This is a genomic window from Streptomyces zaomyceticus, assembly GCF_014656215.1.
Lineage (GTDB): Bacteria > Actinomycetota > Actinomycetes > Streptomycetales > Streptomycetaceae > Streptomyces > Streptomyces zaomyceticus.
Genome location: NZ_BNBZ01000019.1, coordinates 1 through 12276, shown reverse-complemented (window position 1 = coordinate 12276; position 12276 = coordinate 1). Strand labels below are relative to the sequence as shown.

Sequence of the window (12276 nt, the reverse complement as noted above, 5' to 3'; positions counted from 1 at the left end):
GGTGCGGCGAGAGCGCGCGCATGGCGTCGCGGGGCAGACGGGAGTTCGACGACAGGGCCCAGGGCGTGAGCCGGGTCGTCTCTTCGGGCGGATCCGGAAGAGACGACCCGGTAGGGCTCAGGCGGTGGGAATCCCCGCGCCGACGCCGGTGGTGATCTCGCCGGCCTCGGGTGTGCGGGAGGCGGCGGGGCGGGCGCGGACGGCGAGGACGGTGCAGCCCTCGGCGCTGGACATCTGGTGCCGGGTGCCGGGCTCCTCGACGACGAGGTCGCCGCGGTGGAAGCGGCGCCCGTCGCTGTGGTCGAGGGTGCCGTCGAGGACGAGCATCAGCTCATGGCCCAGGTGCTCGTGGAAGTCGCCGTGCGCGCCGGGCGGGAAGCGCAGCAGCAGGGAGGCGGAGTCCTCGTCCTCGGCCGGGTCGGGGCCCCAGAGGACGACGTACTCGACGCCGACGCGGCCTGGTTCCGCCCAGGGAACCCAGGGAAGGTCGGTCTGGTCGAAGCCGTTGCGGAGGACGTTGCGGAAGACGGTCACGTCAGGCATGGGCGCGGACCTCCGAGGCGGCGTCGCGCTGCGCGACGATGGACGGGATGCCGTCGGGGCCCCAGGGGCGGGGTCCGTTGACGATGGGGGCGCCGATGAGCGAGCCGAACTCGCGCCAGGCACCGTCGTAGTTGCGGATGTCGGGGAGCCCGAGGAGTTCCGAGAGGACGAACCAGCTGTGGGCGGAACGCCAGCCGACGCGACAGTAGACGACGGTCGGGACGTCCGTGCGGACGCCGGCGTACGCGGCGGCGAGCTCCTCGTCGTCGCGGAAGGTCCCGTCGGGGCGGACGGCGGTGTGCCAGGGGATGTGCTCGGCGGAGAGCGCGTGGCCGCAGCGCACACCGAGGTCCTCGGGCACGCCGGGCGGGGTGTTGCTCTGCCCGAGGTACTCCTCGAGGGAGCGGACGTCGAGGAGCTGGTGGCGTCCGATGTGGTCGAGCATGTCCTCGCGCCGGGCACGGATCGTCTCGTCGACGGGCGGCACGGGGTACGGGGTGGGCTTCCGCTCCGGGACGTCCTGGGTGAGCGGGGCACCGAGGGCCTCCCAGCGGAGCCTGCCGCCGTCGAGGATCCGCAGCTCCCGGTGGCCGTACAGGGTGAACTGCCAGTATCCGGCGGCGGCCCACCAGTTGTTGTTGCCGCTGAGCAGGACGACGGTGTGGTCGGCGGATATGCCGTGCCGGCCGAGGAGCTCGGCGAAGGCCTCGGGGCCGATGACGTCCCGGCGTACCGGGTCCTGGAGATCGCCGGTCCAGTCCAGGCGGACGGAACCGGGGATCCGGCCCAGCAGGCTGCCGCCGTCGGTGATCTCGACGAGGACCGTGTTCTCGTCCCCGGCCGCGGGGTTCCGCAGCTGTTCCATGATCTGCTCGCAGCTGACGAGCAGTCTGTCTCGGTTCACGGGCGCTCCGTTGAGGGTCGGTACGCGGAGGTACGGGCGGACAGGAGGGTCGGAGAGGCGAGCGGGGGAAAGGCCGAAGGAAGGTGTTCACCGCCCGGGGCCGGGGGTCACCACCAGTACGTCGGGTACTTGCCGATCACGCCGAGGCGGGAGGCGAGCAGGCCGACGAGGACCAGCAGGGCGCTGCCGACGGCGAGCAGGACGAGGAAGCTCAGCGGCGCGGGGTCCTGGAGGACGGCGAGCACGGCGGTGGCGGCGGCGGGCGCGTGGACGGCCCGCAGCAGCAGCATGAGGCCGACGCTGAGGCCGGCGGCGACGGCGGCCACCCAGAGCGAGTGGCCGAACAGGGCGACGGCGACGAGCCCGAGCACGCCGGAGCCGACCTGGCCGAGCATCACGCCCCGGGGCTGGGCCGGGGGCAGCGCGGGCGTGCTGCAGATGATCATGGCGGTGGCGGCCAGCGGGGCGATCATCAGGAGATGGCCGGTGGCCTCGCCGAGGGCGACCAGGATCACCAGGGACACGACGGTGGCGAGGGTGCCGAGAGCGGCGGGCCTGCCGCCGGGGAAGGGCGGGGCGCCGCCCGCCCAGCGACTGCGGGCGGGCGGGGTCGCCGCGCCCGCGGGGGTCTGGGTCTGGTTGCTCACGGGGGCTCTCCTTGGCAGGCGGGGCGGGACGGGACGAGGCCGGGCCGGGGTGGACGGCGGGCGGCAGGCGGTGGGCGGCAGGCGGTGCTGTCCCGCCGCTGCCCGGACGTACGCGCCGGGCATACGGGCGGGTACGGGCGGGGCCGTCCGACGCGCCGGACGCACGGCGGCACGAGCGGGAGGAACGAGCGGGACGTGTTCGACGGGACGGGCGGGGGCGGCCCGGGCGGGCGGTGCCGGCCACGGCGGGCCGGTGACCGGTCACCGCGTTCGCGGCACCGACCGCCGGTGGGCGGGGCGTTCCCCCGGACCGTCGCCGGCGCGGGGCGGCCTCGCCGGACCGCCGACGGGGCGGCGCCGGGCCGCCCCGCGGCCCGGTCAGCGGTGGGTGCCGCCGAAGTAGCGCATGGCCTGCCGGTGGACGACCTTGCCGATGCTGTGACCCATCTCGATGCCGGGCTCGTTGTCGAAGCTCCAGTGCATGCCGCCGTAGACCCGGGAGATGCCGGCCTGCCGGGCGGCCTCGCTGAAGGTGGGCCAGTGCAGCACGACGTCGGTGCGCGGGGTGAGGCCGGGCTCGACGGTGGAGGCGCCCGCCTTGAAGCGGTACGAGTCGCCGAAGGAGTCCGAGCCGGTGAAGCGGCGCAGGAACTCGGCGGCGGCGCCGGAGAAGGTGCTGTGCCCGGAGACGGTCGCCGGGAAGGGCGGAACGGCCACGTACGCCTGCCAGTCGAGGCCGTCCATGGTGACGGTGCCCCGGCCGGGGCCGCCCCAGGCACGGATCTGCTGCCCGCGCCGGTCGAACGGGATGAGGGTCGAGGGGCGCGCGAAGTCGTAGTCGGCCTTGACCGCCCAGGAGCCGATGGCGGCGTCGCACTCGGCCATGTTGAGGCCGAAGAATATCTGGGCGTCCTCGTCGACCCCGTAACCGTCGCGGGCGGAGACGTACCGCCCCCACATCTGCTGGGCGCCGGGCGGGGTGACGTCGTCGTTGAGCCAGAACTCGGCGATGGCCTTCTGCTCGTCCGTCAGGTTGGCGCTGATGTCGATGAGTTCCTCGATCGCGGCGGTCATCCGGACGGAGGGGTACGCGGGCGGGGCGGCGACCGTGAACTGGTCGGGGCGGCTCAGCGCGAAGGGCTTCATCACCGCGAACTGCGGGGTGAGGTAGCGCTGCGTCTTGCCGCCGACGATCAGCGGGGTCCAGTGGGCCGGCTCCGCGACCGTGGACGGGTCGAAGGCACCGGCGATCTGCGGGGTGTTGCGCGGCTGGTAGCCGGTGGTGTCCGCGTACGCGGGGGTGCCGAGCTGGTTGGCTCCGTCGCCGTGCCGGTAGTCGAGGACGGCCTGCGCGGTGCGGCGGCCGATCCAGGCGGGGCTGTTGCGGCGGGGGGTGAGCTCGGGGTCGTGGCCGAGGCTGCGCAGCATGTTGTCGATGGCGACCTTGTACTCCGGGTACAGGTCGAGCAGGGCGAGGTGCGCCGCGTAGCTGATGGCCTCGTTCTTGTTGTCGAGGGTGCGCTCGGAGCGGGGCCGGCGCAGGGCGCCGCCGAAGCGGGTGCCGACGGCACAGCGGTCGTAACACGCCCAGGCGTCGTAGATGGCGTTGTGGATGATCGCGAGGGCCCGGGCGTTCACGGTGGCGGGGCCGAAGCGGTTGCCGGCGGCCTGGTAGCGGCCGAGGATCGCGTCCATCGCGGCCTGGTTCCAGCGGATGACGACGCTGGGGTCGGTCACGGCGCCGGGCCGGCGGCGGCCGGTGCGCGTCTCCGCCTCGAAGCTGGTGGGGACGGCCCACGCCGCGCTGCCGGGCAGGGCGAGCACCCCGGCCGCGGCGACGGACGTGGTGAGCACCCGGCGCCGCGTGAGCGCTGTGCGGGGCGCGCGGTTCGTGGGCGTGGCGGGGGCGGCGGGTCGATGGGACATCCGTGGATTCCTTCGCATGGTGCCGGGAGCGGATGGACGCGGTCCGGGTCCGTGGATCAAACACAAACTCGAACAGTGCTCAGGCTGGCGAGATTTGATCGCGTCCGGCAACGCCCGATCGACTTCTTCCATCGCAGGCATGCAAGGAAGCGATGGGCGTCGCGGGGGTGCTCGGGACGTGGTTAGCGTGGCCCCACGGCGTCCGACCCTCCTGCCGGGATTTCGGCGTGATCCGAACGGTCCGCCGCCCGGCTCCGTCCCACCCGGCCTCGATCCCGCCCCGCCCGGCCCCGCCAGGCCCCCGCGTCGACTCGTGATGGAGATGCCCGCGCATGACCGTTTCCCCCCAGGTGATACCCGCCGCACCGACCCCCGCTCCCGGGGCCTCCGGCTCGCAGAACTCCTCCGCGCCCACCTCTCTCGGCCTCTTCGACCGGCTCGCACCACGGCTGCACCAGTACGGCCTGGGCATGCTGAGAGCCGGCCTCGGTGGCGTGTTCGTGTGGTTCGGGGTGCTCAAGGTCATCGGTCTCAGTCCGGCGGCCGCGCTGGTCGTCGACGTCCTGCCGTTTCCCGCGGGCGGCTGGTTCGTGCCCGCGCTCGGCTGGGCGGAGGTGGCGCTCGGCCTCTGGCTGATGTCGGGGCGCGCCCGCGCGGTGGCGCTGCCGGTGCTCACCGCCCATCTCTGCGGCACGTTCGCGGTGCTCGTCCTCACGCCGTCGGTGGCGTTCACCCACTCCAACCCGCTGCTGCTCACACTGGTGGGTGAGTTCGTCGTGAAGAACGTGGTGCTGCTGGCGGGCGTGGTGGTGGTGACCACGCATCCGGCCGCGCGCCGCCGCTGAACCGGGCGCGCGAGCACACGGCCTCGCGCCCCGGCGCGGTCGCGCGACCGCCGGGCTCCCACGCGGCCGCCGGGTTCGCACGCGGTCGTGGGGTTCGCACGCGGTCGTGGGGTCGCGGAGTCGCGGTGTCACCGGCCGGCGCCCACCGCGACGTCCTGCGCCGCCCTCTCCTCTCCGGCCGCGCCGGACGCCGGGCGGTGTCCGGGGTGGTCAGCCGTACATCGCCACGTGGTGGAGGGCCGCGAGCGCGTCGTCGATGGGATGGGGCCGGGGACGGCCGGAGGAGTCGAGCCTGTTCCACCTCTGCAGGTTCACCGCGACCGCCATCCGCCGCTTGCCGTCGGCCCGGATCATGGCCAGCGTCCCACCGCCCCAGACCGTGCCGCCATGGCCCCAGAAGGTGTCCCGACCGGGGCCGTCCATCGGGTGCAGGCCGAGGCCGTAGTCGATCGTCGTTCCCTCCTGGGAGACGACCGGGCCGGTGCGTTGCATCTGCGCCAGCGAGGACGGGCCGACGATCTCTCCGGCCAGCAGCATGCCGTAGAAGCGGTTGACGTCGGCGACGGTCGATATCAGCGAGCCCGCCGGGTGCGCCCATGACATGTCGTAGACGCTGTAGTCGCGCGGCGGGTCGATCATGCCGAACCACGCCTCGTAGAGCCGCGAGTGCGGGCCTTCGACGTACGGTCCGTCGGGGAATCCGGTGTCCCGGAGCCCGGCGCGCTCGATGACGTTCCGGGTGATGCACTCCTCGGCCGTGGTGCCGGTCACCTGTTCCAGGAGCCGGCCGAGGAGCAGGTAGTTGGTGTTGGAGTACACCCCCGGCGCACCGCCCGGGACGCCGACGGCGGGTGCGGCGACCCCCATCGCGATCAGTTCCATGGGGTCGGACCGGGTGAACCGGTTGTCGTCCAGGCTCTGGGGTCCGGTGTTCGCGAGGTCGGGGAGCGCCTTGAAGGAGGGGTAGGCGTACGGGAGGTACTCGGCGAGGCCGCTGGTGTGGTTGATCAGCATCCGGACCGTGATCGCGTCACCGCGTTCCCCGGGGACGACCCCGGGGAGGTACCGGCCGATCGAGGTGTCGAGACCGATCCGGCCGGCCTCGACCTGCTGCAGGACCGCGGCGGCGGTGAAGGTCTTGGTGATGCTGCCGACCCGGTGCCTGAGGTCGGCGGTGACGGGGCGGCCGGTGGCGAGGTCGGCGACCCCGACGGCGCCGCGCCAGACCTGGTCGCCGTCCCGCACCTCGGCGAACAGGCCCGGTATTCCGGCCCGGTGGACGTTCTCCATGGCGGCGTCGAGCGCCGCGGGATCCAGAGAGTTCCTCACGACATGCGTCCTTTCGCAGTGCCTCGGGATGAGCTCCACCCCTGTCACCGGAGCCGGGTGACAGGGCACGCGTGACACGACGGCCCGCCTGCTGCCGGGTCGCTCGGCACACTCATGTCCTCATTATGCACGCGGTGCGTGCAACACCAAGTGCATGGTTAGAATGAGCCCGACGAGAGGGGCGAAATGGCAGGTCGAAGGCGTTGGTCGACCGAGGAGATCCTGGATGCGGCGGCGGAGTTGCTGCGCACGAGCGACGCGGAGTCGTTCAGCGTGCGCAAGCTGGCCGCGACCCTCGGGACCGATTCCTCCAGCCTCTACCGGCACTTCCGCAGCAAGACGGAACTGCTGCGCGCGGTCGCCGACCGGATCCTCGTGGCCGCCATGGACGGCTACCGCCCCGAGGGCGACTGGAAGCAGCGCATCACCGCCCTGGCCCTGTGCGTGCGCGAGGCCTTCGGCCGGCAGCCCCAGCTCGCCGCGGTCTGGGGACGGTACGCGTCGGGCGGCGCCGGCTCCCGGCTGATCCTGGAAGAGGTGCTGCAGGCCCTGCGCGCGTCGGGGCTTCCCGACGAGGAGATCCCGGCGCGCTACCACCGGCTCGCGGTCCTCATCTCCGCGCTGATCGCCTCCGAGGCCGGAGTCAGCACCATCACCCCGGAGGAGTACGAGCAGGGCATGGAGCTGTTCCGCGTCGCGGTGCTCGGCGCCGACCCCGAACGCTTCCCCGCCCTGGCCCACTTCGCCCGCGACGTCCGCCCTCTCGGGGCGGACCGGGGCGCCGCGTTCGAAGAGATCCTCGCCGCCCACCTCGCCCACATCGAGGCCTCGATTCCCCCGAGCTAGGACCGTTCTTCCGGGCGAGGCCACGCGCGCGCCCGCCGACGAGGGCGTGGACCGCACCGGGGCCGGGGCCGACCGGACCGAGGGCCGCCGGCTTCGCGAGGGCCGGCCGCCCCCGCCGTCAGCCTCCCCGGACGGCCTTCCACCAGTCGGGGTTGTCGCGGTACCACCGCACGGTCCGGCTCAGTCCCTCCTCGAAGGAGGTCAGGGGCGTGTAGCCCAGCTCCTCGCGGATCTTGACGTCGGAGAGCGAGTACCTCAGATCGTGGCCCTTGCGGTCCTCGACGTACCGGATCATCGAGCCGTCGGCGCCGCAGAGGTCGAGGATGCGTTCGGTGAGGTCGAGGTTGCTGAGCTCGTTCCCGCTGCCGATGTTGTACGTCTCGCCCGCCCGGCCCGAGGTGAGCACCAGGTGGACCGCCCGGCAGTGGTCGTCGACGTGCAGCCACTCGCGGACGTTGCGCCCGTCGCCGTAGACCGGCACCGGGAGTCCTTCCAGAAGGTTGGTGACGAACCGCGGGACGAGCTTCTCGGGGTGCTGGTACGGCCCGTAGTTGTTGGAGCAACGGGTGATCGAGAGGTCCAGCCCGTGGGTGCGCCAGTAGGAGCGGGCCATCAGGTCGGCGCCCGCCTTGGAGGCGGCGTACGGGGAGTTCGGGAGGAGGGGCGAGTCCTCGGTCCACGAGCCCTCGTCGATCGTGCCGTACACCTCGTCGGTGGAGACGTGCACGAGCCGCTCGACTCCCGTGCGCAGCGCGGCCTCCAGGACCGTCTGGGTGCCGAGGACGTTGGTGCGGACGAACGCGGCGGCCGATTCCAGGGAGCGGTCCACATGGGACTCGGCGGCGAAGTGGACGACGGCGTCGTGCCCGGGGAGCAGGTCGAGGAGCAGGGGCAGATCGCAGACGTCGCCGCGCACGAAGGTGAGCCGCGCGTGGGAGGCGGGCAGATTCGCGCGGTTGCCGGCGTAGGTCAGCTTGTCGAGGACGGTGACGCTGTCGGTGCCGTCGCCGATACCGGTGCCGGTGCCGGTGCCGGTGCCGGTGCCGGTGACACCGTCGGCGCCGTCGCCGTCGCACTCCCCCGCGAGGAGGGAGCGGACGTAGTGGGAGCCGATGAATCCGGCTCCGCCGGTGACGAGGATTCTCATGCCGCCCCTCCGGGAAGCGCGCCGAGTCGTACGACCGTGTGTGGTCGTGGTGACGGAGTCACCAGCATCCTTGACTCCCTCTTGAAAACCGACACAACGGTTTGTTACGAGGGCCTGGCGGCTCCCTTCGGACCTCGCCCGAGATTCCGTTCCGCCACCCCTTTCACCACCCAAATCCTTGTGAGGGAAGGCATTCCGCATTCCGCTCGGGACCCCGGCCACCCGATCCGCACCGAAGCGCTCAAGGTCGAACGAAAACCCCTTACAATACCAAGCAGTCGGTTTATAGTCGTCGAGCAGTACGACGCGACAGGGCGCACGGCCGTGCCGCTGCGACGCCTGGTGCTACTGGAGCCATTGGTGACCAAACAAGAGCGGGCCGCACGGACCCGCGACGCGCTGATCAAGTCGGCGGCCAGAGAGTTCGACGAGCACGGCTACGCCCTGGCCAAGCTGTCGGCGATCAGTTCGGGAGCGGGTGTGAGCCCCGGCGCGCTCCACTTCCACTTCGAGAACAAGGCCGCGATCGCGGCCGCCGTCGAGGGAGAGGCCTCCACCGCCTTACGCCGGACCTGCCGCATCGTGTACCGACACCGCTCGAACGCCCTGCAGAACCTGGCCGACACCTCGCACGCCCTGGCCGGGCTGCTCCGCGAGGACGTCGTCGCACGCGCGGGATTCCGGCTCAGCTGCTCCCACGGCTGCCGCACGGACCTCAACCTCCGCCAGGAATGGCAGAGCTGTGTGCTGCAGCGGCTCGCGGAAGCGGCCGACGAGGGACTGCTCGCCACCGGCATCGGCAGTCAACAGGACCTCGCCCGCACGATCGTGGCCGCCACCGTCGGACTCGAAGCCCTCTGCCGGGACAACCACGAGTGGCTGTCGCCCGGAACCGTCACCGGCCTGTGGCGCACCCTGCTGCCGATGCTGACCACTCCCGGAACGCTCGCCGGTCTGGAACCGGCGGGCAGCCCGGCCGCGACCCCCCGGGCACGGATACCGGTCGGCTGAGGCATCGCCCCGTCGCCCCGGGGGCTCGGTGGCCCGGGCGCGCCGCCTCTTCAGGAGCGGTCGAGAAGATCGCGGTACCACGCCACATGGGCGGCGAACCCCCCGGCGAAACCCGGGCCGGGATCGCAGCCGAGCTCCCGCCAGGGGCGGTCGTCGGCGAACCAGTGATCGGTCGCGAGCATGTCCAGGTGATGCCGCGCGAAGGGCAGTTCGGCGAGCAGCCCGCGGGCCGTGGCGACGTCCACCGCCGGTCCCCTCGGCGTCCCCGCCCGTGCCGGTGTCCGCGTCAGCAGGTCCTCGGCGGCCGCGAGCAGCTCCGCGACGGGCACCGGCTCGGGATGGTCGACGTAGTACGGACCCGGATCCGTCGCGGGTGAGAGCGCCGCTCCGAGCAGGACGCGCGCCAGACTGTCCACATCGATCAGGGAGTGCAGCGAGGCCCCGCCGTCGAGCGGTCCCGGCAGGGCCGCGAGGAGCCGGACCAGGCCGGGCATCACTTGCCGGTCCCCGGTGCCGTACACCAGATGCGGTCGCAGTACGGTCCCGCCGGAGTCCATGACGTACCGCTCGCCGGCGGCCCTGGTGCGGCTGGTCGCCGAGCCGGGTGCGAGGGGCAGCGTGCCCGGGGCGGCGGCGCGGAAGGGGCCGCGGCCGTGGACGGACGCGGTGCTGAGGGCGACGATCCGGGTCACCCCGGCGCGCACGGCCGCGTCGATCAGGGACCTGGTGCCCTCGTCGTTGACCGCGTGGGCCAGTTCCGCGTCCCCGCCGATGGCGGAGGCGCAGTGGATCAGGACGTCGATCCCCTCGCAGGCGCGGCGCAGGGAGTCCGGGTCACGGAGGTCGCCCAGGACGGTCTCGGTCTCCGGTCCCCTCTGCTCCCCCGCGGCGGCGGGCCGTGGAGGGGGCGGACGGCGGGCGAGCAGCCGTACGTGTGCGGGCTCCGCGGACGCGGACACGACCCCCGTCGCGGACGTCGTCGCGGACGCGGTCGACGACGTGGCCGTCGCCGCCACCCGGCCGCCGATGAATCCGGTCGCGCCGGTGATCAGAATGCGAGGGCCCATCGTGCCGTTCCGGTTCAGCCCGCCAGCCGGTCGACGAGGCCGGCTCCGGCCGCCTCCGGTACCCGGGACGGGGAGGTGAGCAGGGAGTGGAAGACGGCCCGGCCGTCCTGGACGCCGGCGACCCGGACGGTGGTCGTCGCCGGGTCGACGCCGGGAACGATCTCCGACTCGATCCAGCAGGGGGTGTCGAGCTCCGCGTAGCGGGAGAAGGAGACGTCCATGGCGGTCGGCAGGAACGCGCCGCCGTCGATCGTCAGCACCGCCGCCTGCCGGGCGGCCTCCAGGAGCAGCATGCCGGGCACATGGTCGTTGGGGCGCCGGAAGAGCGTGCTGTGGGCGGTGTTGATCCGCAGCTGCCACTGGCCGGGGCGGGTGCCGGGTCCCAGGACGACGTCCCGGGAACGCTCGCGGTTCACCAGGTGCGGGGGCACCTCCTCGATCAGCGGGACCGGCGTGCCGAGCGCCGCCATCCGCTCGCCCCTGATCCTGCGGTACGCGAGGGCCGAGGTGCAGCGCGCGAGGGCGCTGCCGGTGCCGAGGAACCGTCCGTCGCGGGTCAGCACCATGGTGACCCGCAGGTCACGGAGGCGTCCGCCGCGGCTGCTGAGGTCGGAGCAGATGACGTCGACGGTCACGTCCGAGGAGAGCCCGTCGACGGTCAGCGCCTCGGGGTCCGCGTTGTAGGCGAGGCCCCACATGACGAACTGGTCGTCCACGGGTACCCCGAACTCGGCGTGAGCGATCAGCATGGTGGCCTGGCGTATCGTCTCGGCCACCAGTACGGGGTCGTGCCGGTCCCCTGCCACCGGAGAGAAGAAGGGATGCGCGGCAGGCCAGCGAGCGGAGACGGAGAACCGATTCTCCCGCAGCTGGGTCCACCCTGTGGGGATGATGTCCGCGGGATCCGCTCGGTGAACGAACTCTCCGGGGACGTGTGCGGTCGCTCCTCGATGGTTCTGATCCATGGATTCCCCTTGCAACCCCGCGCCCCTGGGCGGTGAGTCCGCCCAACTTAGAATACGTACAGCGCGGTTTTCTTTTCAATGCTTCACGTCACACGTTGAGCACAGACAGCGAGACAGCAGGAGGCGCCTTGGCGCAGCAAGCGCGTGCAATCCGAACCCGACGGTTGATCCTCGAGTCGGCCGCCACGGTCTTCGCCGAGCGCGGCTACGAGCGGACGACCATCGGCGAGATCCTGGTGCGCGCCGGGGTGACCAAGGGAGCGCTGTATTTCCACTTTGCCTCCAAGGAAGATCTCGCCCTCGGTGTGCTGGACGCCCAGATGCTCGACGTGCCCCTGACGCCGCAGGCCGTCAAGCTCCAGGAGCTGGCGGACCAGGCCTTCCTGCTGACCCACCGACTGCAGCGCGACGCGCTGGTGCGGGCGAGCGTCGCCCTGGCCCTGGACAGCGGCGCCACCGGGGTCGACCGCGCCGCCCCCTTCCAGGCGTGGATCGAGCAGGTGTCGGAGATCCTGATGGTCGCGAAGGCGCGGGGAGAGCTGCTTGTCCATGTGAATGTGACGGACACGGCCGAACTCTTCTCGGGCGCTTTCTCGGGAATTCAAGCGATGTCTCAAATTCTGTGCGACCGCAAAGACCTGGCACATCGCGTCTCGGTGCTTCTCCAGCACTTCCTGCCGAGCATCTGCACCCCGGCGCTGCTGACTCATCTCGACATGACGGAGGGGCGCGCCCGTGAGCTCGGCGCGCAATACGACGCGAGCCGACGCCGCAGGGACGAAGGAAACCTGGCAGACACTCCCGGTCAATAAAACCGACCGACCGGTCCCCCGAGCGCCCCGACGCGGAACAGCGTCGGGGCGCTCTGGCATCGTGGCACTGAGTGTGCTTTGCTGAGGGTACTCAGTGCCAAAAGCGTCTAGGGGAGCTCCACATCATGGGCAAGGACTTCGACCTGTATCGGCCCTCCGAGGAGCACGACATGCTCCGGGAGTCGGTTCGTGCTCTCGCGGAGGCGAAGATCGTGCCGTTCGCCGCGGCGGTGG

At 72.1% G+C, this 12276-nt stretch carries 13 protein-coding genes; 5 read left to right on the top strand and 8 right to left on the bottom strand.

Going from position 1 to position 12276, the window contains the following annotated elements; genetic code table 11:
• Positions 1 to 117 precede the first annotated feature (117 nt).
• From IE311_RS23340 to IE311_RS23325, 4 genes are all read right to left on the bottom strand, one after another.
• Complete coding sequence (locus IE311_RS23340) at positions 118 to 543, bottom strand: cupin domain-containing protein (RefSeq protein ID WP_189833733.1); 426 nt, start codon at positions 541 to 543, stop codon at positions 118 to 120.
• Positions 536 to 1447 carry a sulfurtransferase gene (locus IE311_RS23335; protein ID WP_189833732.1) on the bottom strand — a complete coding sequence of 304 codons (912 nt, stop codon included), beginning with the start codon at positions 1445 to 1447 and terminating at the stop codon, positions 536 to 538. The genes IE311_RS23340 and IE311_RS23335 overlap by 8 nt, the downstream gene beginning before the upstream one ends.
• Before the next feature lie 107 nt (positions 1448 to 1554).
• On the bottom strand, positions 1555 to 2094 hold the full coding sequence (locus IE311_RS23330; RefSeq protein ID WP_189833731.1) for an HPP family protein: 540 nt from the start codon (positions 2092 to 2094) through the stop codon (positions 1555 to 1557).
• 378 nt (positions 2095 to 2472) lie between these two features.
• Complete coding sequence (locus tag IE311_RS23325; protein ID WP_189833730.1) at positions 2473 to 4020, bottom strand: vanadium-dependent haloperoxidase; 1548 nt, start codon at positions 4018 to 4020, stop codon at positions 2473 to 2475.
• Positions 4021 to 4352: 332 nt separating this feature from the next.
• Here IE311_RS23325 and IE311_RS23320 point away from each other — a divergent pair, with 332 nt between their 5' ends.
• Complete coding sequence (locus IE311_RS23320) at positions 4353 to 4865, top strand: hypothetical protein (protein WP_189833729.1); 513 nt, start codon at positions 4353 to 4355, stop codon at positions 4863 to 4865.
• Between the two features lie 210 nt (positions 4866 to 5075).
• On the opposite strand, the gene IE311_RS23315 is transcribed toward IE311_RS23320, so the two are convergent.
• Positions 5076 to 6194 (bottom strand): serine hydrolase domain-containing protein, encoded by a 1119-nt coding sequence (locus IE311_RS23315; RefSeq protein ID WP_229902098.1) that lies wholly within the window; start codon positions 6192 to 6194, stop codon positions 5076 to 5078.
• Between the two features lie 186 nt (positions 6195 to 6380).
• Here IE311_RS23315 and IE311_RS23310 point away from each other — a divergent pair, with 186 nt between their 5' ends.
• Positions 6381 to 7040 (top strand): TetR/AcrR family transcriptional regulator, encoded by a 660-nt coding sequence (locus IE311_RS23310; protein ID WP_189833728.1) that lies wholly within the window; start codon positions 6381 to 6383, stop codon positions 7038 to 7040.
• Between the two features lie 118 nt (positions 7041 to 7158).
• Here IE311_RS23310 and rfbB read toward each other — a convergent pair whose 3' ends face one another.
• Complete coding sequence (gene rfbB, locus IE311_RS23305) at positions 7159 to 8187, bottom strand: dTDP-glucose 4,6-dehydratase (protein ID WP_189833727.1); 1029 nt, start codon at positions 8185 to 8187, stop codon at positions 7159 to 7161.
• A 360-nt stretch (positions 8188 to 8547) separates the two neighbouring features.
• Here rfbB and IE311_RS23300 point away from each other — a divergent pair, with 360 nt between their 5' ends.
• Positions 8548 to 9198, top strand: coding sequence for a ScbR family autoregulator-binding transcription factor (locus IE311_RS23300; protein WP_229902097.1), 651 nt, complete (start codon positions 8548 to 8550; stop codon positions 9196 to 9198).
• A gap of 50 nt (positions 9199 to 9248) precedes the next feature.
• Here IE311_RS23300 and IE311_RS23295 read toward each other — a convergent pair whose 3' ends face one another.
• Entirely contained in the window at positions 9249 to 10265 is a 1017-nt protein-coding gene (locus IE311_RS23295) for an NAD-dependent epimerase/dehydratase family protein (RefSeq protein ID WP_189833725.1), read from the bottom strand.
• Positions 10266 to 10279: 14 nt separating this feature from the next.
• On the bottom strand, positions 10280 to 11230 hold the full coding sequence (locus tag IE311_RS23290) for a ScbA/BarX family gamma-butyrolactone biosynthesis protein (protein WP_189833724.1): 951 nt from the start codon (positions 11228 to 11230) through the stop codon (positions 10280 to 10282).
• Between the two features lie 128 nt (positions 11231 to 11358).
• On the opposite strand from IE311_RS23290, the gene IE311_RS23285 reads away from it, so the two are divergent.
• Entirely contained in the window at positions 11359 to 12042 is a 684-nt protein-coding gene (locus tag IE311_RS23285) for a ScbR family autoregulator-binding transcription factor (protein ID WP_189833723.1), read from the top strand.
• A 125-nt stretch (positions 12043 to 12167) separates the two neighbouring features.
• On the top strand, positions 12168 to 12276 hold a 109-nt coding region (locus tag IE311_RS36805; RefSeq protein ID WP_146250805.1), incomplete at its 3' end, for an acyl-CoA dehydrogenase family protein.